This window comes from Rhodanobacter sp. Root627 (assembly GCF_001427835.1).
Classification (GTDB): Bacteria; Pseudomonadota; Gammaproteobacteria; order Xanthomonadales; family Rhodanobacteraceae; genus Rhodanobacter; species Rhodanobacter ginsenosidimutans.
On the sequence record NZ_LMGW01000002.1, the window covers coordinates 1,086,795 to 1,108,325 of the forward strand.

Here is a 21,531-nt window from a genome sequence, read left to right on the forward strand (position 1 = left end):
CGGCTTGAGATGCGCTGGCGGCGCCATGGGTTGGCATGACCTGTGGCAGGGCTGCATTTGACGATACCCGATGCTGGGCTGCACCATTCATCGTTTCCCTCCTCTGCACAAACGGCGCCCACCATGCACAAACTCGTACTGATCCGGCACGGCCAATCCCAGTGGAATCTCGACAACCGCTTCAGCGGCTGGGCCGATGTCGATCTCACCGAACAGGGCGTGGCCGAGGCCGCCGAGGCGGGCCGTCTGCTGAAAGAGGCCGGCTACACGTTCGACGTGGCGCACACCTCGGTGCTCAAGCGCGCCGTGCGCACGCTGTGGGGCGTGCAGGATGCGATGGAGCTGATGTGGATCCCGGTGCTGACCGACTGGCGCCTCAACGAGCGCCACTACGGCGCATTGACCGGCCTCAACAAGGCCGAGACAGCCACCAAGTTCGGCGAGGACCAGGTGAAGATCTGGCGCCGCAGCTACGACATCCCGCCGCCGGCACTGGAGCGCAGCGCCAACGAGTCGGTGAACGACCCGCGCTACGCCACGCTCGACCCCAGGGACATCCCCGACACCGAGTGCCTGAAAGACACCGTGGCCCGCGTGCTGCCGTACTGGCACGAGGTGCTGGCGCCGGCGATCAAGGCCGGCCAGCGCGTGGTGGTGGCCGCGCACGGCAACTCGCTGCGTGCGCTGGTGAAGTACCTGGACGGCATTTCCGACGAAGCCATCGTGGAATTGAACATCCCCAACGGCGTGCCGCTGGTCTATGAATTCGACGACGAGCTGAAACCGCTGCGCCACTACTACCTGGGCGATGCGGATGCGATCGCGGCGAAGATGGCTGCGGTGGCGAATCAGGGGAAGGCGAAGTAAGCCAGTAATAACTTCGTTGCGGCTTTCCCGCGACGTGTCCCCCTCTCCCTACCCTCTCCCCGCAGAGGAGAGGGGATTACGGCATCTTTCGATTTTGAGGCGCGGCGTTGTGTGGGCTTGCCGCCGCGAAACGCGGAAGTCCGAAGCCACCGTGACCTCCTCTCCCCCTTGGGGGAGAGGAAAGAGGAGAGGGGCCGGTGCTTGCGGAGAAGCCGGTGCAACGCGTCGATATCGGCCCCCGTGCACACAAAAACACTGACAACCGTCACTCGTCAGCGCAACGACCGCCGCACTAAGCTGGCGCCATACCGTCACCGGATCGCGCCATGCCCGCGCACATGCTCAGTTACCTCGTCGCGCTGCCGTTTATCGCCTGGATGATGTGGCGGCGTATCAGCCGGCAATTCGGCCGCCAGCCGATCCGCCGCAAACGCATGGTTTTCCGGGTGGCCATTTTCGCGGTGGTCGGCGGCTTGCTGCTGCTCAGCGGCCTGCATCGGCTGGCGCTGGCCGAAGGGGCGTTGGCTGGCATGCTGATCGGCGGCGCCATCGGCCTGCTGGGGCTGAAACTCACCCGCTTCGAAACCGACCCCGTGCGCGGCGACGGCTACGTGCCCAACACCTGGATCGGCGCGCTGCTCACGCTGCTGCTGCTGGGCCGGCTGGCCTGGCGTTTCGCGTTCATCGGCTCGCAGATCCCGCCCGGCGTGGAGGACCCGATGGGTCACGCGATGGCAACCCACAGCGCCAGCCCGCTGACGATGCTGGTGGTCGGCGTGCTGGTCGGTTACTACCTCGTGTATTACAGCGGCTTGCTGATTCACCATCGGCGGTTTCAGCGGGCGCAGCCAACTTCCACAGCCAGCGACGGCATCTAGCGATACGTTGATCGAATTTCTACCCGTCATTCCAGCGAACGCTGGAATCCAGTGCCTTCACGCAGCTGCCGCGGCGCTGGATCCCGGCGTTCGCCGGGATGACGGGTCATGCACCCCCGCGGCGCCACGCTAGGGAAGGTGCGCGCTGGCCAGGTATTCCTCGCTCTGCATCTCGATCAGCCGCGACTCGGTGCGACCGAATTCCGCGCGCAGGCGTTCGCCGTCGTACAGCTCGGTGATCGGCGCGGCGGCGGAGAGCACCAGCTTTACCCGGCGGTCGTAGAACTCGTCCACCAATTGCACGAAACGGCGTGCCGCATCCTCGCTGTAGACGGTGAATTGCGGCACGTTGGCCACGATCACCGCGGGCCCGGCCTTGGCCAGTTCGATGTAGTCGGCCACCGCGCGCGGGCCTTCGCATAGCGCAGGGAAATCGAACCACAGGATGTTGTCGGCCCGCTTGCACAGCGCGATGTCGCGACCGTTGATGTGGATGCTGCCGCCCTCGCGCACCTCGCCGCCGGCCTGGTTGGCGAAGATGCGCTCCAGCGCCCGGTGCGCCTCGGCGCCGGGCGGGTAGTGGTAGACCGACGCCTGCGCCAGCGCGCGCAACCGCCAGTCGCGCGAGGAGGCCATTTCCACCACGTGGCAATGCTGCTCGATCAGCGCGATGGCAGGCAGGAAGCGGGCGCGCTGCAGGCCGTCGCGATAAAGGTTGGCCGGCGCGGTGTTGGAGGTGGTGACCAGCGCCACGCCACGCTCGAACAGCGCCTGCAGCAGGTTGGCCAGGATCATCGCATCGCCGATGTCGTTGACCAGGAACTCGTCCAGGCACAGCACCCGGCAATGCGCGGCAAGTTCTTCCGCCACTTCGTCCAGCGGACTCTGCCGCTCACCCAGCGCGCGCAGGCTGTCGTGCACCTCCGCCATGAAGCGGTGAAAATGCCGACGCCGCGCCACGCCGTGGGGCAGGCTGGCCACGAACAGGTCCATCAGGAAGGTCTTGCCGCGACCGACCGACCCCCACAGGTACAAGCCCGGCACTGCCGTGGCCGGCTCGCTGGCGAGCAGGGATTTCAGCCGTCCAAACAGGCCGGTGTCGGTTGCAGGTTCGGCGCACAGCGCCGCGTGCATGCGATCGAATTCGGGCAGCAAGGCCAGCTGGGTCGGGTCCGATTCCCAGCGATGCGCGGCGACGCCGTCGAGATAGCGGGCGGAGGGGGTAAGCGTGGTTTCGGGCATGGGCCGATCAAAAAACGGGGTTCGTGGTGGCGTCGCGGAAAACCGTGGTGACGGTCAGGCGCCGCTCCGCTTGGCCGGCAACCAGCCGCGCACCGCGTGTTTGATGGCGCCGCGCAGGTCCATCAGCCGGCGATGGAAGAAGTGGCTGGTCTCGGGCATCCGCACCAGCTCCGGCTTGCGCTTCAGCGCATCCACCCAGTCGAATACGGCTTGCGGCTCGACCACCTCGTCGGCCTCGCCCTGCACGATCAGCCAGGGGCAGGTGGGCGGCGCAACCGTCTCGAACGCCCAGCGGCCGACCGGCGGCGCGATGCTGACCAGCGCGTCGGCGCGCAGGCGCACCGCGTTGCGGATGCTGACGTAGCTGCCGAACGAAAAGCCGGCCAGCCACAGCGCATCGTCCGGCCGCGTGCGCCGCACCCAGGTCACCACCGCGGCCAGGTCGTCGCCCTCGCCGTTGCCCTCGTCATACGTGCCTTCGGACGCGCCGGTGCCGCGGAAATTGAAGCGCACCGTGTCCAGTCCCGATTCGCGTAACGCCCGCTCCACCATCGTCACCACCTTGTTGTGCATGGTGCCGCCCTGCAGTGGATGCGGGTGGCAGACCACCGCCACGCCACGGCGGGCGCAGCCGGGGTCGGCGATGTCGCTGATGAGTTCGAGCTTGCCCGCGGGTCCGGCCAGCATGAAACTGGCCGCTTCCTCGGGAAAACTGACGGGATCGGCGGGTAGCGCAATGGGAGTCATGCGGACGATCATAACCGCCGGACGGATCGGCTGCCGCAAGGCGCGCCGGTGAACCATCTGGCCCACACCCTGCTCGCCGGCGACGACGAGGCCTTGCAGCTGGGCGGCATGCTGGGCGATTTCGTGCATGGCGCGCCGGACCCGGCACGGTTCGCGCCGCGGGTCATCGACGGCATCCGCCTGCATCGCGCCATCGACGTCTATACCGACGCGCACGCCGAGGTGCTGGCGGCCAAGGCGCAGTTGCCGCCGCCGTACCGGCGCTACGCCGGGATCCTGCTGGACATGTGGTTCGACCATTGCCTGGCGCGCGATTTCTCGCACTGGAGCGGGCAGTCGCTGACGCAGCGCTCGGACGCCCTGCGCGCGCTGCTGCGCCGGCGCGATGGGTTGCTGCCGCCCGGGTTGCAGCGCTTTTCCGCCTACATGGAACAACACGACCTGCCCGCTGCCTATGCCGACCGCGCCGTGCTGGGGCAGGCGCTGGCGGGGATTGGGCAACGCCTGAGCCGGGCCAATCCGCTGGATTCGGCAGTGCCGGTATTGGTGGAGCATGAGGCGGTGTTGCAGCGGCACTTCGAGGCGTTCTTTCCGCAGGTGCAGGTGTTTGCACGGGAGTGGATTGCGCGACATGCAGAGTAGGTTCGGCGTCCTCCCCTGCGGCGGAAGGGGGAGGGTTAGGAAGGGGTGCTTTTGACTTTTTCCGCCAGCCGGGGCTCCCCATCCCAACCTGCATTCGGGCCATCCTTGGCCCTCACCCTTCGGGCGGCTTCGCCGTGCAAATCGGCAATCCTGCCGATTTGTCCCCCACAGGGGGAAGGGGCAAACGAAAACGCCGCCCGGAGGGCGGCGTTTTGCGACAGCTTGTTGGATCAGGCGATGCTCGCCTGATCGAATTACTTCGCCTGATCGACAATCCAATGCACGGCGTTGGTGACCTGCTCGTCGGTCAGCGCCGGGTTGCCGCCCTTGGGCGGCATGAAGTTGCCGTCGGGGCCGTGGTAACCCTCGATCGCGTGCTTGACCAGGGTGTCGATGCCCTCGGCGATGCGCGGCGCCCATGCGCTCTTGTCGCCCACCTTCGGCGCGCCGGCGATGCCGCCGGTGTGGCAGCTGGTGCACAGGTGATCGTAGATTTCCTTGCCGTCGGTGGTGCCGCCGTAGGCGACCTGCGAGGCGGCGGCCTTGGTGGCGGCTTCGGCGGCCGCCTGCATCGCGGCACGGCCGGTGTCGCCCGCGTACACGGCGCCGGCAGGAGCGATCCGCTCGGTAACGCGCGCCGGCTGGGTCGGGTCGGTTTCCTTCGGCTCGTTGTTGTAGATGCACAACGCCGTGACGATCAGGATCACCGCCACCACCACGAGGCCGCCGATCATGATGGCGAACTGGCGCATGGTTGTCTGGTCGGATTTGCTCATGGAACCGCTCACGCGTGTACTCCAGTCAGTAGATAATCCCGGCCGGGCCCGGTAGGTTTCGGGCCTGGCCGATAATATGGTCAGCGGCAGTGCCGCCAGTGGTAGCGCCATGGCCGCGAGACAACCCGATGCCCCGGCAACCGGTTGGCCCCGTCGAAGGCAGGCGGATGCCAGCGGCGGATTATAAACGAAGCGGGCCACAAGTTTCAGGCGGGGTGCGGCGTTGGCGATAGTGACCGGCAAGGGTGGCGGCATGGCACGGCAACGGCAGCACCGTGTCGTCAGTCATGACACACCCGTGTCAACTGGCATTGTCCCGGTTCGTTGAACTGCCTCTATGCTTTCATCCCGGATCCCCCACGCCTGCCCAACGCGGTCGTGTTCCCGGCAGCCACACTGCTAAACCCAGGAGTTCTACATGTCGCGTTTTTGGAAGATCACGTTGATCGTGATTGCGGTAGTGGTGCTGGCGATCGTGGGCGTGCGCCTGCTGCACAAGCCCGCCGGCAAGGCTGCAGGTGCGCCCGCCGCCGGCGCCAAGGCCGATGGCCCCGAGGCCACGCCGGTGCCGGTGACGGTGGTGCCGGTGGAGCGGCAGAACGTACCCGTGTTCCTCACCGCGCTGGGCACGGTGCAGGCACTGAACACGGTGACCGTGAACCCGCAAGTAGGCGGCCAATTGCTGAGCCTGGATTTCCAGGAAGGCCAGCCGGTGAAGAAGGGGCAGGTGCTGGCGCAGATCGACCCGCGCACCTACCAGGCCGCCCTTGACCAGGCGCTGGCCAAGAAGCGGCAGGACGAAGCGCAGCTGGCCACCGCCAAGAGCAACCTGGCGCGCAGCCAGGACCTGGCGGCCAAGGGCTATATCTCGAAGCAGGATCTGGACACCCTGCGCAACACCTCCTCGCAGTACCAGGCCGCGGTGGCGTCCGATGCAGCCAGCATCCGCGATGCCCAGGTGCAGCTGGCGTACACCAAGGTGGTGTCGCCGATCGACGGCCTGGCCGGCATCCGCAACGTGGACCCGGGCAACGTGGTGAGCGCCAGCACGGCGATCGTCACGCTGACCCAGCTGCATCCGATCTACGTGATGTTCACCCTGCCCGAGCAGAACCTCGACCTGGTGCGCGGCGCCGCCGCCAACGACAGCTCGCCACTGGAAGTGACCGCACTGGACCGCGTCGACGCCCACCCCATCGCCACGGGCGGCGTGCTGAAGGTGATCGACAACCAGATCGACACCAGCACCGGCACGTTCCGCCTGAAGTCACAGTTCGCCAACGAGAAGAACGAGCTGTGGCCCGGCCAGTTCGTCAACGTGCGGCTGCAGGTGCGTACCGCCATGGGTGCGCTGGTGATCCCGGCGCAAGCCGTGCAGCGCGGCCCCGATGGCGACTACGTCTACCAGGTGCAGGGCGACAGCACGGTCAAGATGCAGGCGGTGGTGGTGGCCGGCGAAGTGGGCGACAGCCACGTGATGATCGGCAGCGGCCTGAAGGCCGGCGACCGCGTGGTCACCGAGGGCCAGTTCCGGCTGAAGCCAGGCAGCAAGGTCAACGCGCTGAAACCCGGCGAAGTGCCGGCGGTGCCGACCCAGGCCGAGCTGGACAAGGCGAAGCAGGACACCAAGGCGGGCCGTCGCAGGCACTGACGCGTGACACGGGCCACCGCCCACCGGGGCGCGGCCCGCGCGATCCATCTGCCGCTGGCTGGGCATGACCGCGGCTGACGCCGCTCCTACACGTTTCGGATAGCCATGGGATTCTCCACACTCTTCATCCGCCGCCCGATCGCCACCTCGCTGCTGATGGTGGCGATCCTGCTGCTGGGCATCCTGGGCTACCGGCAGTTGCCGGTGTCCGCGCTGCCGGAAATCGAGGCGCCCAGCCTGGTGGTGACCACGCAATACCCGGGCGCCAGCGCCAGCACCATGGCCTCGCTGGTGACCACGCCGCTGGAACGCAACCTGGGCCAGATCTCCGGCCTGGCGATGATGAGCTCGGACTCCTCCGCCGGGCTGTCCACGATCATCCTGCAGTTCAACATGGACCGGGACATCGACATCGCCGCACAGGACGTGCAGGCGGCGATCAACCAGGCCAAGGGCACGCTGCCGGGCAACCTGCCGTACCCGCCGGTGTACAACCGGGTGAACCCGGCCGACGCGCCGATCCTCACCCTGTCGCTGCAATCGGGCAGCCGCCCGCTGCGCGACGTCAACGACCTGGCCGACTCGATCCTGGCGCAGAAGCTGTCGCAGGTGCAGGGCGTGGGCCTGGTGTCGATCGCCGGCAACGTGCGCCCCGCCGTGCGCGTACAGGTGAACCCGGCGCAGTTGTCCAACCTCGGCCTGACCATGGAGGACGTGCGCAGCGCGCTGACCCAGGCCAACGTCAACGCGCCCAAGGGCACGCTCAACGGCAAGACGCAGAGCTACTCGATCGGCACCAACGACCAGCTCAGCAACGCAGCCGAATACAAGAACACCATCATCAGCTACAAGAACGGCGCGCCGGTGCGGCTGTCGGACGTGGCCAAGGTGGTCGACGGGGTGGAGAACGACCAGCTCGCCGCCTGGGCCAACGGCCAGCCGGCGGTGCTGCTGGATATCCGCCGCCAACCCGGCGCCAACATCGTGCAGACGGTGAAGCAGATCCGCCAGGTGCTGCCCGAGCTGCGCAACGCGCTGCCGGCCGACGTGCACCTGGACGTGTTCGCCGACCGCACCATCACCATCCAGGCCTCGGTGCACGACGTGCAGTTCACCCTGCTGCTGACCATCTTCCTGGTGGTGGCGGTGATCTTCGTGTTCCTGCGCCGGCTGTGGGCCACGGTGATCCCGTCGGTGGCGGTGCCGTTGTCGCTGATGGGTACGTTCGGCGTGATGTCGTTCACCGGCATGTCGCTGGACAACCTGTCGCTGATGGCGCTGACCGTGGCTACCGGCTTCGTGGTGGACGACGCGATCGTGATGATCGAGAACATCGTGCGCTACATCGAGCAGGGCAAGAGCGGCAAGGAGGCGGCCGAGATCGGCGCGAAGGAGATCGGCTTCACCGTGCTGTCGTTGACGGTGTCGCTGGTGGCGGTGTTCCTGCCGCTGCTGCTGATGCCCGGCGTCACCGGCCGGTTGTTCCACGAGTTCGCCTGGGTGCTGACCATCGCGGTGACCATCTCGATGCTGGTGTCGCTGACGCTGACGCCGATGATGTGCGCCTACCTGCTGAAACCCGACGAACTGCCGCCGGGCGATGACGCACATGAGCGCTCCGCCGCCGATGGCAAGCGCGACCTCTGGGTGCGCACGGTCGGCGCGTACGAGCGCTCGCTGGACTGGATCCTCGATCACCAGAAGCTGACCATGCTGGTGGCCGGCGCCGCGGTGGTGCTCACCGTGTTCCTGTACATCGTGATCCCCAAGGGCCTGCTGCCCGAGCAGGACACCGGCCTGATCACCGGCGTGGTGCAGGCCGACCAGAACATCGCCTTCCCGCAGATGGAAGACCGCACCAAGGCCGTGGCCGAGGCGCTGCGCAAGGATCCGGGCGTGGCCGGCGTGGCCGCGTTCATCGGTGCCGGCACGATCAACCCCACCATCAACCAGGGCCAGCTCAGCATCGTGCTGAAGGAGCGCGGCGACCGCGACGGGCTGGACAAGCTGCTGCCGCGGCTGCAGCAAACCGTGGCCGATATCCCCGGCGTGGCGCTGTACCTGAAGCCGGTGCAGGACGTGACGCTGGACAGCCGCGTGGCCGCCACCGAATACCAGTACACCTTGTCCGACGTGAATTCGGCCGAGCTGGCCACCTACGCCGGCCGCATGACCGAGGCGCTGCGCCAGCGCCCGGAACTGGCCGACGTGGACAACAACCTGGCCGACAAGGGCAACGCGCTGAAGCTCACCATCGACCGCGAGAAGGCCAGCCGCCTGGGCGTGCCGGTGCAGAGCATCGACGACACGCTGTACGACGCCTTCGGCCAGCGCCAGATCTCCACCATCTTCACCCAGCTCAACCAGTACCGCGTGGTGCTGGAGGTGGCGCCGGAGTTCCGCAATTCGGACGACCTGCTGAACAAGCTCACCGTGCGCGGCAACGGCAACGGCGCGCTGACCGGCAGCAACGCCACCAGCTTCGGCCAGGTGAAATCCAGCAACTCGGCCACGCCCTCGGGCATCGGCAATGCGGGCAACGTGGGCTTCGAGATCGGTGGCGGCGGCACCATCCCGCTGTCGTCGCTGGCCAGTGCCGAGGTCACCAGCGCGCCGCTGGTGATCAGCCACCAGCAGCAGTTGCCGGCGGTGACGGTGGCGTTCAACGTGGCGCCGGGTTACGCGCTGTCCGACGCGATCGACGCCATCCACGCCACCGAGGCCGAGCTCGATTTCCCACCGCAGGTGCGCGGCGAGTTCGTGGGCAAGGCGGCCGAGTTCAGTTCATCGATCGGTGACGAGGTACTGCTGTTGCTGGCCGCCATCGTGGTGATCTACATCGTGCTGGGCGTGCTGTACGAGAGCTACATCCACCCGCTGACGATCATCTCCACCCTGCCGCCGGCCGGCGTGGGCGCGCTGCTGGCGCTGATCATGTGCGGCATGAGCCTGTCGGTGGACGGCATCGTGGGCATCGTGCTGCTGATAGGCATCGTGAAGAAAAACGCGATCATGATGATCGACTTCGCGATCGAGGCCCGCCGCACCGGCATGAACGCGCACGACGCGATCCGCCGCGCCTGCCTGCTGCGCTTCCGCCCGATCATGATGACCACCGCCGCGGCCATGCTCGGCGCGCTGCCGCTGGCGCTGGGCAACGGCATCGGCGCGGAACTGCGCCGGCCGCTGGGCGTGTCCATCGTGGGTGGCCTGCTGTTGTCGCAGCTGGTCACGCTGTACACCACGCCGGTGATCTACCTGTACATGGAGCGCTTCTCCGACTGGCTGGCCGCGCGCCGCGAACAGCGCGCCCTGCGCCACGCCCAGGCCAGCAACGCGGCGTGATCCCGCCGATGTCCGCCTTGCTCCCTCCCCTGCAAGCAGGGGAGGGCTGGGGAGGGGTCGCTCTTCGCCCGCCCAAAAGCACCCCCTCCCAGCCTCCCCCTGCGCAGCAGGGGGAGGAGCGGTGTGCGCCAGGCTGTGGAGAACGACGGCGACTCAACCATTTCGCTCCTCGACCGTTGAGAAGTGGAATGCGTCGTTCACACCCGCTCTGGCATACCTCCGCAGGCTCCCCGGTCACGCTTGATCCATGAATATCTCCGGCATCTTCATCCGTCGCCCGATCGGTACCTCGTTGCTGGCGATGGGCCTGTTTGCGGTGGGGGCGATCTGCTATTTCCTGCTGGGCGTGGCGGCGCTGCCGGCGATGCAGTTTCCCGCGATTTTCGTGCAGGCCAGCCAGAGCGGGGCCGACGCGAGCACGATGGCGTCGACGGTGGCCGCGCCGCTGGAGCGCCACCTGGGCCAGGTGCCCGGCATCCAGAGCATGCGTTCGGGCAGTTCGGAGGGCCGCACATTTGTCTTCATGATGTTCAATACCGATGTCGACCTGGATGCGGCGGCGCGCGACGTGCAGGCGGCGATCAACGCCGCCGCGCCTGATCTGCCCACCGGCCTCAACGGCGCGCCCAGCTACCAGAAGGCCGACCCCAACGACGACCCGATCATCGCCTTCGCGCTGACCTCGGACACGCAATCGGCCGAGGCGCTGTTCAACGTGGCCGATACCTTGCTGGCGCAGCGGCTGCGGCAGCTGCCGGGGGTGTCGGCGGTGGAGATCGCCGGCGCCGCCACGCCCGCGATACGGGTCGACGTGAACCTGCGCGCATTGAACGCGATGGGCATTTCGCCGAACCAGTTGCGCAATGCGCTCAGCGCCGCCAACGTCACGTCGCCGGAGGGCTTTTTGTCCAACGGCAAGACCACCATGGCGATCACCGCCACCACCCAGTTGCACAGCGCCGATGACTTCGCGTCGCTGGTGATCGCCAGCCACGACGGCACGCCGGTGCGGCTGCGGGATGTGGCGCACGTGTACGCCGGGGCGCAGGATGCGTACCAGGCGGCGTGGTTCGACGGCAAACCCGCCGTGCTGATGTATGTCTACAAGAAGACCGATGCCAACATCATCGCCACGGTGGATCTGGTCAAGGCACAGGTGCCGCTGCTACACGCCTACCTGCAACCCAGCACACGACTGACGCCGTTCTTCGACGGCACGCCGACCATCCGCGCCTCGCTGCACGAGGTGCAGGCCACGCTGCTGATCTCGCTGGCGATGGTGATCCTGACCATGGCGTTGTTCCTGCGTCGGCTGGCGCCCACCATGATTGCCGCCGTGGCGGTGCCGTTGTCACTGGCTGGCGGCTTCGTGGCGATGTACCTGTTCGGCTACACGCTCAACAACCTCACCCTGCTGGCGCTGGTGATCGCCATCGGTTTCGTGGTGGACGATGCCATCGTGGTGATCGAGAACATCATCCGCCACATCGACGCCGGCATGACGCGCTTGCAGGCCACCCTGGCCGGCGCCCGCGAGATCGGCTTCACCATCGTCTCGATCACCGCCTCGCTGGTGGCCGTATTCATTCCGCTGCTGTTTGCCGGCGGCATGACCGGCATGTTCATGCACGAGTTCGCCGCCACTCTGGTATCGGCCATCGTGGTGTCGGCGGTGGTGTCGCTGACGTTGACGCCGGCGTTGTGCGGCCGTTTCCTCAGCGGTCATCGCGAGCCGGAGAAGCCCTCGCGGCTGGGCCTGGCGCTGGACCGTTTCCACGCGGGCATGCTGCGTGTGTACACCCGCTCGCTGAACTTCGCGCTGCGCCATGCGCTGATGCTGTCACTGACGCCGCTGCTGCTGATCGCGGCCACATTCTTCCTGCTCGGCGTGGTCAAGACCGGTCTGTTCCCGGCGCAGGACACCGGTTTGATCTGGGGCCGCGCCAGCTCCAGCGCCACCGTATCGTTCGATGAAAGCCGCCAACGCCTGGTGCGACTCACCGAGATGCTGCAGGCCGACCCGGATGTGGCGTCGGTCGGCTCACGGTTGGGCAGCAGCCGCCACGGCACCAGCGGCTCGTTCAACATCGACCTGAAAACGCGCGCCGAGGGCCGGGTGGATGACACCTTCGCCGTGCTGGCGCGTCTCAGCGCCAAGGCCGCAAAGTATCCCGACCTCAACCTGCGCCTGCGTCCGGTGCAGGATCTGCCCAGCGGCGGCGGCGGTGGTGGCGACCAGGGCGCGCAATACCAGGTCGGGCTGCAGGGCAACGACCTGGCCCAGTTGCAGGAATGGCTACCCAAGCTGGTGGCGGAACTGAAGAAGAATCCGAAACTTGCCGACGTGGGCAGCGACGTAGAAGAGGGCGGCCTGCGCCAGAACATCGTGATCGACCGCGATCGCGCCGCGCAGTTGGGCGTGTCGATCGGCGCCGTCGACGGCGCGCTGTACGACGCGTTCGGCCAGCGCCAGGTATCCACCATCTATTCGGACATCAACCAGTTCAAGGTGGTGGTCAACGCACTGCCCGAGCAGACCGCCACCCCCGACGCGCTCAACCGCATCTACGTGCGCTCCAGCAGCGGCAAGATGATCCCCATCACCGCCTTCGCCCGGCAGGAGCCAGGCCTGTCGCCCTCATCCATCAGCCACGAGAACCAGTACACCACGATGGATCTGAGCTTCAACCTGGCCCCCGGCGTGAGCATGGGCGAGGCGATGGCGATCGTGCAGGCCACAGTCAGCGGCATGCGCATGCCCGGCGACATCCGGCTCAATGTGGGCGGCGATTTCCGTCGTTTCCAGGAATCGCAAAGCGGCATGCTGTGGCTGGTGCTGGCCGCCGTGCTCACCGTCTACATCGTGCTGGGCATGCTGTACGAAAGCCTGCTGCACCCCATCACCATCCTGTCCACCTTGCCCGCTGCGGGCGTGGGTGCCTTGCTGGCGCTGTGGCTGACTGACACCGAACTGTCGGTGGTGGCGCAGATCGCGCTGGTGCTGTTGATCGGCATCGTGAAAAAGAACGCGATCATGATGATCGATTTCGCCCTGGTGGCCGAACGCGAACACGGCAAGACCCCACTGGAAGCCGTGCGCGAAGCCTGCATCGTGCGCTTCCGGCCGATCATGATGACCACCATGGTGGCGATCCTGGCCGCGCTGCCCATCGCGATCGGTCTGGGCGAAGGCAGCGAACTGCGCCGCCCGCTGGGCATCGCCCTGATCGGCGGCCTGCTGATCTCGCAAAGCCTCACCCTGCTCAGCACCCCCGCGCTGTACGTGATCTTCTCGTGCCTGGCCGAGCGGCGGAAAAGCTGGGCGGCGCGGCGGCGTGCGCGGCGAACGGCGCGGCGGTTGCCGGCAAGCATCTGATCCGGCCGAAGGCCACCTGCTGTCCGTCAAGCCGTATGGGCGGCTATTTGCCGATGCAGAACGAGCCGAAGATCGCCCCCAGCAGATCATCACTGCTGTAGCTGCCGGTGATTTCGCCCAGGGCCTGCTGGGCGTGGCGCAGTTCTTCGGCAGCGAGTTCGCCGGCGCGGGTGGTGGCCAGCACGGTGGCGGTGCGAGCGAGGTGGTCGCGGACGGTTTGGAGGGCCAGAACGTGGCGGCGACGGGCGCTGAAGCTGCCTTCGCCACCGGCGCCGGCCAGCAGGCGCAGCGCCTTGCGCAGGGCGTCGAGGCCGGCGCCGGTCTTGGCCGAGGCCCACAGCCAGCGGGTGCCGTGGCGCTGGCCGCTGCGGGCGGGGGCCTGATCCAGATCGATCTTGTTGATCATCACCAGCCGCTCGACGCCTTCGGGCAGGTTGGCGAAGAACCGCTGGTCGGCATCGGCGTGTTCGGCGTCGGTGACCAGCAGGGCCACGTCGGCGCGCTGCAGTTCGCCATGGGCGCGGCGCACGCCTTCGCGCTCGACTTCGTCGTCGGTGTCGCGCAGGCCTGCGGTGTCGGCCAGTTCCAGCGCGATGCCGTCGAGGTCGAGATGCTCGCGCAGCACGTCGCGGGTGGTGCCGGCGACAGCGTTGACGATGGCGCGGTCGCTGCCGGCCAGCGCGTTGAGCAGGCTGGATTTGCCGGCGTTGGGCCGGCCCACGATGGCCACCTTGAGGCCGTCGTTCAAGCGCACGCCGCGTTGCGCTTCGCGCAGCAGCTCGGCCAGTTCGTGGCGCAGCTTGTCGAGTTGTGCGGTGATGGCGGGGTCGGCGAGGAAATCGATCTCTTCCTCGGGAAAGTCGATCGCCGCCTCGATGTGCACGCGCAGGGCGATCAACGATTGCAGCAACACGTCGACCTTGCGCGAGAACACGCCCTCCATCGATTGCAGCGCCGCGCGCGCGCCGGCCTGCGAGCGGGCCGCGATCAGGTCGGCCACCGCTTCGGCCTGAGCCAGGTCGAGCTTGCCGTTGAGGAAGGCGCGTTCGGTGAATTCACCGGGGCGCGCCAGCCGCGCGCCCAGTTCGCAGCAGCGGCGCAACAGCAGGTCGAGCAATACCGCGCTGCCGTGGCCCTGCAGTTCCAGCACGTGTTCGCCGGTGTACGAGGCGGGCGCGGGGAAATGCAGCAGCAGGCCGCGATCGATCAACTCGCCGGCGCCGTTGCGGAAGGCGGCGAAGTGGGCATATCGCGGCGTGGGTGCGCGGCCGAGCAGGGTCGCGGCGATGGCGGGAACGGCCGGCCCGGAAACCCGCACCACGCCCACGCCTGCCATGCCCGGTGCGCTGGCGACGGCGGCGATGGTGTCGGTGGAGGTGTTCATGATGGTTCTCCGGATCGCAGATGATTCTGACGCAGGAATCCGACGCCCGCAGGTTGAGGATGTGGCTTCTTGCGCGGCCCTTCGACTTCGCCGCTGCGCGGCTACGCTCAGGGTGAACGGTGTTATGGGGGGCTCGTGGTTTTCAGCCGAAGGGAAAAACCGCAGCCCCTCAAAAGAAAACAGCTGCGCCGGTTGTCCGGATGCAGCTGTTCAATCCCAGATGGTGATGCTCAGGCGGGCTTCGCGGTTTCCTCGCGGTCCACGTGATGGGTGACCCACCACTGCTGGCCCAGGCCGACGATGCCGTTTACCGCGTAGTAGAGACACAGGCCGGCGGGGAAGAAGGCGAACATCACCGAGAACAGCAGCGGCATCACCTTCATCATCTTCGCCTGGGTCGGGTCCATGCCCGCGGCGACGGGGTTCAGCCATTGCGTACCCAGCATCACCAGCGCGTAGATGATCGGCAGGATGTAGAGCGGGTCGGCGGCGCTGAGGTCGGGGATCCACAGGAACGGTGCATGGCGCAGTTCCAGGCTGTACTCGAGCACGTAGAACAGGCCGTAGAACACCGGCATGGTGATCAGCACCGGCAGACAGCCGCCCATCGGGTTGACCTTCTCCTTCTTGTACAGCTCCATGGTGGCCTGCTGCATCTTCAGCTTGTCGTCGCCGTAGCGCTCCTTCAGCTGCGCGATGCGCGGCGCCAGCTTGCGCATGCGCGCGCTGGAGCGGTACTGCACGGCGGTGAGCTTCCAGGTGAGCCCCTTGATCAGCAGCACCAGCAGGATGATCGCCACGCCCCAGTTCTTGGAGATCGCGTGGAACTGCGACAGCACCCAGTGCATCGGCACCGCGATGGCCTTGAACATGCCGTAGTCGATGGTCAGGTCCAGCCCCGGGGCGATCGCGTCCAGCGTGCCTTGCACGTTCGGGCCGATGTACAGCCGCGCCTCGCTGCTCTGGCTCTGCCCCGGCGCCACGCTGAGGGTGGGGCCGACGGCGCGGATCAGGTGGCGCGGATGGGCGCTGTCGGGGTTGAGGGTGGTGGTGGTGTAGTGATCGGTCTGACCCGCCGGCGGAATCCACGCGGCGAAGAAGTACAGCTTCAGCATGGCGGCCCAGCCGCCCTTGTAGGAGGCGTCGAGCGCGTCGTCCTTCTCGGCGAAATTCTTGAACGGCAGCTTTTCGAACTTCTCACCGGTGTACCAGGCGGCGCCCTGGAAGCTGCGCGACTCGGGATCCATGAGGCTCTTCAGCCAGCCGCTCGGCTTGGGCGGCTCCACCCGCAGCAACTGGCGGTAGGCATTGCCTTGCCAGGTCTGGGTGCTGCCGTTGTCGATGCGCTGGGTCAGCCCGATCACGTAGCTGCCGCGCTTGAAGGTGTAGATCTTGGTGACCTTGAGGCCGTCGGCGTTCTGCCAGGTCAGCGGCACCTGCAGCTCGTCCTGGCCGCTGGCCAGTTCGTAGGCCGCCTTGTCGCTGTGGAACAGCGCCAGGTGGTTCGGCTGATCCTGTGCACCGCTGCTGCTGACCAGGCCGTTCTGCGCCACGAAATAGCGCGTGTCGCTGTCGTTCAACAACGCGACCGGCGGCGGCGTGGGTTGCTTGTGGGTGGGCGCGACGGAGGGGTAGGCGAGCAGGTCGGTGTGCACCACGCTGCCACCGCGGGTATCCACCACCAGGCGCAACACGTCGGTGGTGATGGTGATGCGAGACGAGGTGGCAATAGTTGGCGCCGCGCTCTGCCCCGCGGTGACGGCGGCCGGTGGCGCGCCTGCTTCGGGGATCGCGCCGGGCACGCTGGCATCAGCCGGCGCCGCGGTGCTGGACGCGCTGGCCACGGCCGCTTGTGGCGGCTGCGGTGCGTAATCCTTCTCCCAGGCCAGAAACAGCAGATAGGCAACCGCCAGCAGGGCGAACATGAGGAAGGTGCGCGTTTGATTCATCGCGTAGCAAATCCGGTAACGCCACGACTGGGGAAGGCCGCGGAGGCAGAAAGAAAGAGGTCAACGGCCGATTGTGGTGGTGTCGTCGGCCCGCTTCAATGGTTCGGTGGCCGCGGATCGGCCGGCGATCAGCTTTTTCCACAGCACGTCGATCTCCGCCAACAGCTGCGGCCCGGGCACGTTGGCCGCCTGCTCGCGCGCCATCACCATCAGGTCGACGGAAGGCAGTTGATGGCGTACGCGACGAAAGGATTCACGCAGCAGCCGCTTGATGCGGTTGCGTTCCACCGCGCGTTTGGAAACGCGCTTGGAAATCGCCAGGCCGAGGCGGGCATGGCCCAGCTCGTTGTCGCGGTAGCGCATATGAAAACAGCGGCCGCCTGCGCGTCCGCTGCTTGCTCGCAAGGCGGCGAAGTCACCAGGCCGACGTAGCCGCGCCTCGCGCGGCAGGTCGGCATGAGGCATCACCGGTACGCCGCTTACGGGATCAGGCGCTTGCGGCCCTTGGCGCGACGGGCGTTGATGATCTTGCGGCCGTCGGCGGTGGCCATACGGGCACGGAAACCGTGCGTGCGAGCGCGCTTGAGCTTGCTGGGCTGGAAGGTCCGCTTCATGGCTTACTCCGAAGGGAATGTGGATAAAAAGGTTTGCGAGTATGTGGTCAGATCGCGCTGCTGTCAAATACACGGCCCAATGAGCCTGTGGACACCATGTGGATAAAACGGCCGGGCGGCGGGCCGAACTGGTAGACTTGCCGATCGACATTCCGCGCGCCAGCGCCCCTGCAGTGGACTGAGTAGATCGATGAGTGATTTGTGGCGACGTTGCCTTGAGCGTCTCGAAGGCGAACTGAGCGCCGAGGACCTGCACACCTGGCTGATGCCGTTGCAGGCCCGCGACAGCACCACGGGCCTGCAGTTGTTTGCGCCCAATCCCTATACGCTCGATACCGTGCGCGACCGCTACCTGCCGCGGATCGAGGCGGTGATGCAGCAGCTGACCGGCCACGCGCTGACGGTGCGGCTGGAGGTGGGTTCCAACTCGGCCCGCCCGGCACCGGCCGCCAAACCCGCGCCTGCGCCAGTTCGCGCCACACAGGAACCGGCCGCGGCCAGTTTTCCGCACAACCTGGACCCGCATTACACCTTCGAAACCTTCGTCGAGGGCAAGTCCAACCAGCTGGGCAAGGCCGCCGCGATGCAGGTGGCGATGAATCCCGGCCGCGCCTACAACCCCTTGCTGCTGTATGGCGGCACCGGCCTGGGCAAGACCCACCTGATGCATGCGGCCGGCAACCTGATCCGGCAGCAGAATCCGGAGCGCAAGGTGCTGTACCTGCGCTCGGAGCAATTCGTGGGCTCGATGATCGAGGCGCTGCGCGCCAAGAGCATGGATCAGTTCAAGCAGCGCTTCCGCTCGGTCGACGCGCTGCTGATCGACGACATCCAGTTCTTCGCAGGCAAGGACACCACGCAGGAGGAGTTTTTCCACACTTTCAATGCGTTGTTCGAGTCCAAGCAGCAGATCATCCTCACCTGCGACCGTTACCCGAAAGAGGTGGACAAGCTCGAACCGCGCTTGAAGTCGCGCCTGGGCTGGGGCCTCAGCGTGGCGATCGAGCCGCCGGATTTCGAGACGCGCGCGGCGATCCTGCTGGCCAAGGCGCACGACAAGGGCGTGGCGGTGGACGAGAACGTGGCGATGCTGCTGGCCAAGCGCATCCGCTCCAACGTGCGCGACCTCGAGGGCGCGCTGAACACGCTGGCGGCACGCGCCAATTTCTACGGCAAGCCGATCACCACCGACTTCGCCGAGGAGACCTTGCGCGACCTGCTGGCCACCCATGCCCAGGCGATCACGGTCCCCAACATCCAGAAGATCACCGCCGAATACTTCAACGTGCGGCTGCAGGATCTGCTGTCCAAGCGGCGCGTACGCTCGCTGGCGCGGCCGCGGCAGTATGCGATGGCGCTGTCGAAGGAATTGACCGAGCACAGCCTGCCGGAGATCGGCGAGGCGTTCGGCGGGCGCGATCACACCACCGTGCTGCACGCCTGCCGCACAATCCGAAAATTCGTCGAAACCGATACGCGCATGCGGCAGGACTGGGAACAACTGATCCGCACGCTGACCGGCTGAGGTGACTCAGTGCGCAAAAGTCATGCATAACTGGTGGGGCTGGCTGTGGATAATAGGTGGATGAAACGCGGTAAAAAGTTACCCACAACTGATCAACAGCCGGCGCCACCGCTCAAGCACAGCCAAGAACACCAGCAAGTATTTGATTGTTATCGCAATATGGCGCTATAAAAGTTATCCACGGCGCCTACTACAACAACTAAACTTCTTTTAAAAAAACAGAACAGAAGCTAGGGGAAGCGAAATCATGCAATTCAGCATCCAGCGAGAAGCCTTGCTCAAACCGCTGCAGCAGGTGATCGGCGTGGTGGAACGCCGCCAGACGCTCCCCGTGCTCGCCAACCTGCTGGTCAAGGTGGGCGACGGCAAGGTGTCGCTGACTGGCACCGATCTCGAAGTGGAAATGGTTGCGGCCACCAGCGCCGAAAAGCTGGCTGATGGCGAGATCACCATCCCGGCCCGCAAACTGTTCGACATCGTGCGTGCACTGCCGGATGGCGCCCAGATCGACCTGAAACTCAACGGCGATCGGGTGGCGCTGAATGCGGGACGCAGCCGCTTCACGCTGACCACGCTGGCGGCCAGCGAATTTCCCACCGTCGACGAGATCGAGCTAGTGGAAACCGTAAGCCTGCCCGAACAGGTGCTGCGGGACTTGATGGAACACACCTCGTTCGCCATGGCCAACCAGGACGTGCGCTATTACCTCAACGGCATGCTGCTGGATCTGCAGGAGCACACGCTGCGCTGCGTGGCTACCGACGGCCACCGCCTGGCGATGAAGGAAACGCAGCTGCAGAGCTCGGTCACCACGCGTCGCCAGATCATCATCCCGCGCAAAGGCGTCAACGAGCTGGTGGGCCTGCTGGAGTCGGGCGACGGCGAGGTGGAGCTGGAATTTGGTCGCAACCACCTGCGCGTGCGCCGCGGCAGCGTGGTGTTCACCTCCAAGCTCATCGATGGGCGTTTCCCCGATTACGAAGCGGTGATCCCGCTCGGTGCCGACAAGACCGCCACGCTGGATCGCGAGGTGTTGCGCGGTGCGTTGCAGCGCGCGGCGATCCTGTCCAACGAGAAGTACCGGGGCGTGAAACTGGAACTGTCGCCGGGCAAGCTGCGCATCGTGGCGCACAACCCCGAGCAGGAAGAGGCCGTGGAAGAGGTCGAGGCCGATACCCACGTTTCCGATCTCGCCGTCGGTTTCAACGTCGGTTATCTGCTGGACGCACTGGCGGCACTGGACGGCGAGAAGGCCCGGCTGAGCCTGCGTGACGCGCAGTCGAGTTGCCTGGTGCAGGAAGAAGCCAGCGAGCAGGCACGGCACGTGATCATGCCGCTGCGACTCTGACGCTTCATGACGGCAGCTTTGCTGGAGCAAACACGCGCCGGGCGTCTCAAGACTGCCCGGCGTTTTTTCGTGCGGGGTTTGCCGCATGCGATTTGAACGGTTGCGCATCCAGGGGTTGCGTTGCCTGTCCCGGGTGGATGTGGAACTGGGGCCGGGCATCAACGTGTTCGAGGGCCCGAATGGCGCCGGCAAGACCAGCATGCTGGAAGCTGCGTTCCTGCTGTCGCATGCGCGCTCGTTCCGCAGCGGTGCCAAGGAGGCGCTACTGCAGCGCGGTGCGCCCGAGCTTGCGGTGTTTGCCGAGCTGAAGCATGACGATGGGCGGTCGAGCCGGGTCGGGCTGGGGCGGGCAGGGTCGCCACGATGGGATGCGAAGATCGATGGCGAGAAGGTGGCACTGGGCGCCCTGGTGGGAGAATGCGCCGTGGTGTGCTTCGAACCGGGGTCGCACGCGCTGATAGCGGGTGCGGCGGAAGAACGCCGGCGCTACCTGGATTGGGGTGTGTTCCATGTGGAACATGCTTTCCTGGATAACTGGCGCCGCTACCAGCGCGCATTGAAGCAGCGCAACGCCTTGTTGCGGTCGGCCACAGTGTCCGACGAGCTTTACCAGCCGTGGGAGGCCGAGCTGTCCCAAGCCGCCCAAGCCATCGAGGCGCTGCGCCAGGACTACCTGCAGCAGCTGGAACCCTTGTTGTCCGCCAGCACCGCCGGCCTGCTGCCGGAGTTGGGTGACGTGGAGCTGCGCTGCAAGCGGGGCTGGCCCGATGGCGTTGATCTCGCCGATGCGCTGCAGGAGCAGCGCCCCCGCGACCGGATCAGGGGACACACCACGTTCGGCGTGCACCGGGCGGACTGGTCCATCGCGTTCGCCCATGCGCCGTTGCGCGAGCACTTGTCGCGTGGCCAGGAAAAGCTCACGGCTCTGGCATGCCTCCTGGCGCAGGCGGCGCTCTTCGCGCGCGATCGCGGTGAATGGCCGGTCGTCTGCCTCGATGATCTGGCTTCCGAGCTGGATCAGGCGCATCAGCAGGCCGTGGTCACCGAGCTGGAGGCCGCGGGCGCCCAAGTCCTGCTGACCGGCACCGATTTGCCGACGCCGCTGAAGGCCGTGCCGCACCGGTTGTTCCATGTGGAACAGGGCAATGTGGCGCCCCTGCTATAATCCATAGGTTGCATCTACCCAG

The 21,531-nt window shown here is 66.5% G+C and carries 16 protein-coding genes; 9 read left to right on the forward strand and 7 right to left on the reverse strand.

Annotation, left to right across the window (positions count from 1 at the left end):
- Nucleotides 1–123 precede the first annotated feature (123 nt).
- Together gpmA and ASD68_RS11960 are read left to right on the forward strand one after the other, a co-directional pair.
- The gene (gene gpmA, locus ASD68_RS11955; RefSeq protein WP_056607026.1) at nucleotides 124–867 is read left to right on the forward strand and encodes a 2,3-diphosphoglycerate-dependent phosphoglycerate mutase; all 744 of its coding nucleotides are present in this window, start codon (nucleotides 124–126) and stop codon (nucleotides 865–867) included.
- Nucleotides 868–1,193: 326 nt separating this feature from the next.
- On the forward strand, nucleotides 1,194–1,745 hold the full coding sequence (locus ASD68_RS11960; RefSeq protein WP_056607029.1) for a hypothetical protein: 552 nt from the start codon (nucleotides 1,194–1,196) through the stop codon (nucleotides 1,743–1,745).
- A gap of 129 nt (nucleotides 1,746–1,874) precedes the next feature.
- On the opposite strand, the gene zapE is transcribed toward ASD68_RS11960, so the two are convergent.
- Together zapE and ASD68_RS11970 are read right to left on the reverse strand one after the other, a co-directional pair.
- Nucleotides 1,875–2,987 (reverse strand): cell division protein ZapE, encoded by a 1,113-nt coding sequence (gene zapE, locus ASD68_RS11965; protein ID WP_056607032.1) that lies wholly within the window; start codon nucleotides 2,985–2,987, stop codon nucleotides 1,875–1,877.
- Between the two features lie 54 nt (nucleotides 2,988–3,041).
- Entirely contained in the window at nucleotides 3,042–3,734 is a 693-nt protein-coding gene (locus tag ASD68_RS11970; RefSeq protein WP_056084270.1) for an alpha/beta fold hydrolase, read from the reverse strand.
- Between the two features lie 48 nt (nucleotides 3,735–3,782).
- Between ASD68_RS11970 and ASD68_RS11975 the strand changes: the two genes are divergently transcribed.
- Entirely contained in the window at nucleotides 3,783–4,376 is a 594-nt protein-coding gene (locus ASD68_RS11975; RefSeq protein WP_056083432.1) for an ACP phosphodiesterase, read from the forward strand.
- Nucleotides 4,377–4,630: 254 nt separating this feature from the next.
- On the opposite strand, the gene ASD68_RS11980 is transcribed toward ASD68_RS11975, so the two are convergent.
- The gene (locus ASD68_RS11980; RefSeq protein WP_056083435.1) at nucleotides 4,631–5,152 is read right to left on the reverse strand and encodes a c-type cytochrome; all 522 of its coding nucleotides are present in this window, start codon (nucleotides 5,150–5,152) and stop codon (nucleotides 4,631–4,633) included.
- Between the two features lie 418 nt (nucleotides 5,153–5,570).
- Here ASD68_RS11980 and ASD68_RS11985 point away from each other — a divergent pair, with 418 nt between their 5' ends.
- From ASD68_RS11985 to ASD68_RS11995, 3 genes are all read left to right on the forward strand, one after another.
- Nucleotides 5,571–6,803, forward strand: a complete 1,233-nt coding sequence (locus tag ASD68_RS11985; RefSeq protein ID WP_056083439.1) for an efflux RND transporter periplasmic adaptor subunit — start codon at nucleotides 5,571–5,573, stop codon at nucleotides 6,801–6,803.
- Between the two features lie 105 nt (nucleotides 6,804–6,908).
- Nucleotides 6,909–10,148, forward strand: a complete 3,240-nt coding sequence (locus ASD68_RS11990) for an efflux RND transporter permease subunit (RefSeq protein WP_056607036.1) — start codon at nucleotides 6,909–6,911, stop codon at nucleotides 10,146–10,148.
- A 247-nt stretch (nucleotides 10,149–10,395) separates the two neighbouring features.
- Nucleotides 10,396–13,524 carry an efflux RND transporter permease subunit gene (locus ASD68_RS11995; protein WP_056607041.1) on the forward strand — a complete coding sequence of 1,043 codons (3,129 nt, stop codon included), beginning with the start codon at nucleotides 10,396–10,398 and terminating at the stop codon, nucleotides 13,522–13,524.
- A gap of 43 nt (nucleotides 13,525–13,567) precedes the next feature.
- Here the strand turns inward: ASD68_RS11995 and mnmE are convergent, their stop codons facing one another.
- The 4 genes from mnmE to rpmH all read right to left on the reverse strand — a co-directional run bounded on the left by mnmE (nucleotide 13,568) and on the right by rpmH (nucleotide 17,471).
- Complete coding sequence (gene mnmE, locus ASD68_RS12000; protein ID WP_056607043.1) at nucleotides 13,568–14,908, reverse strand: tRNA uridine-5-carboxymethylaminomethyl(34) synthesis GTPase MnmE; 1,341 nt, start codon at nucleotides 14,906–14,908, stop codon at nucleotides 13,568–13,570.
- A gap of 230 nt (nucleotides 14,909–15,138) precedes the next feature.
- On the reverse strand, nucleotides 15,139–16,857 hold the full coding sequence (gene yidC / locus ASD68_RS12005) for a membrane protein insertase YidC (RefSeq protein WP_056607046.1): 1,719 nt from the start codon (nucleotides 16,855–16,857) through the stop codon (nucleotides 15,139–15,141).
- A 60-nt stretch (nucleotides 16,858–16,917) separates the two neighbouring features.
- Complete coding sequence (gene rnpA, locus ASD68_RS12010; protein ID WP_082546050.1) at nucleotides 16,918–17,322, reverse strand: ribonuclease P protein component; 405 nt, start codon at nucleotides 17,320–17,322, stop codon at nucleotides 16,918–16,920.
- Between the two features lie 14 nt (nucleotides 17,323–17,336).
- On the reverse strand, nucleotides 17,337–17,471 hold the full coding sequence (rpmH, locus tag ASD68_RS12015) for a 50S ribosomal protein L34 (RefSeq protein WP_007082494.1): 135 nt from the start codon (nucleotides 17,469–17,471) through the stop codon (nucleotides 17,337–17,339).
- A 190-nt stretch (nucleotides 17,472–17,661) separates the two neighbouring features.
- Here rpmH and dnaA point away from each other — a divergent pair, with 190 nt between their 5' ends.
- From dnaA to recF, 3 genes are all read left to right on the forward strand, one after another.
- The gene (gene dnaA, locus ASD68_RS12020) at nucleotides 17,662–18,996 is read left to right on the forward strand and encodes a chromosomal replication initiator protein DnaA (RefSeq protein ID WP_056607052.1); all 1,335 of its coding nucleotides are present in this window, start codon (nucleotides 17,662–17,664) and stop codon (nucleotides 18,994–18,996) included.
- 247 nt (nucleotides 18,997–19,243) lie between these two features.
- Nucleotides 19,244–20,344, forward strand: coding sequence for a DNA polymerase III subunit beta (gene dnaN, locus ASD68_RS12025; protein WP_056607054.1), 1,101 nt, complete (start codon nucleotides 19,244–19,246; stop codon nucleotides 20,342–20,344).
- 85 nt (nucleotides 20,345–20,429) lie between these two features.
- Nucleotides 20,430–21,509 (forward strand): DNA replication/repair protein RecF, encoded by a 1,080-nt coding sequence (recF, locus tag ASD68_RS12030; protein WP_056607057.1) that lies wholly within the window; start codon nucleotides 20,430–20,432, stop codon nucleotides 21,507–21,509.
- The last annotated feature ends 22 nt before the right edge of the window (nucleotides 21,510–21,531 follow it).

Coding starts and splice junctions, on each gene's coding strand:
- dnaN (WP_056607054.1), top strand. CDS start 19,244: ATGCAATTCAGCATCCAGCGAGAAGCCTTGCTCAAACCGCTGCAGCAG.
- ASD68_RS11995 (WP_056607041.1), top strand. CDS start 10,396: ATGAATATCTCCGGCATCTTCATCCGTCGCCCGATCGGTACCTCGTTG.
- dnaA (WP_056607052.1), top strand. CDS start 17,662: ATGAGTGATTTGTGGCGACGTTGCCTTGAGCGTCTCGAAGGCGAACTG.
- mnmE (WP_056607043.1), bottom strand. CDS start 14,908: ATGAACACCTCCACCGACACCATCGCCGCCGTCGCCAGCGCACCGGGC.
- rpmH (WP_007082494.1), bottom strand. CDS start 17,471: ATGAAGCGGACCTTCCAGCCCAGCAAGCTCAAGCGCGCTCGCACGCAC.
- ASD68_RS11990 (WP_056607036.1), top strand. CDS start 6,909: ATGGGATTCTCCACACTCTTCATCCGCCGCCCGATCGCCACCTCGCTG.
- ASD68_RS11960 (WP_056607029.1), top strand. CDS start 1,194: ATGCCCGCGCACATGCTCAGTTACCTCGTCGCGCTGCCGTTTATCGCC.
- recF (WP_056607057.1), top strand. CDS start 20,430: ATGCGATTTGAACGGTTGCGCATCCAGGGGTTGCGTTGCCTGTCCCGG.
- gpmA (WP_056607026.1), top strand. CDS start 124: ATGCACAAACTCGTACTGATCCGGCACGGCCAATCCCAGTGGAATCTC.
- ASD68_RS11985 (WP_056083439.1), top strand. CDS start 5,571: ATGTCGCGTTTTTGGAAGATCACGTTGATCGTGATTGCGGTAGTGGTG.
- rnpA (WP_082546050.1), bottom strand. CDS start 17,322: ATGCCTCATGCCGACCTGCCGCGCGAGGCGCGGCTACGTCGGCCTGGT.
- ASD68_RS11970 (WP_056084270.1), bottom strand. CDS start 3,734: ATGACTCCCATTGCGCTACCCGCCGATCCCGTCAGTTTTCCCGAGGAA.
- ASD68_RS11980 (WP_056083435.1), bottom strand. CDS start 5,152: ATGAGCAAATCCGACCAGACAACCATGCGCCAGTTCGCCATCATGATC.
- yidC (WP_056607046.1), bottom strand. CDS start 16,857: ATGAATCAAACGCGCACCTTCCTCATGTTCGCCCTGCTGGCGGTTGCC.
- zapE (WP_056607032.1), bottom strand. CDS start 2,987: ATGCCCGAAACCACGCTTACCCCCTCCGCCCGCTATCTCGACGGCGTC.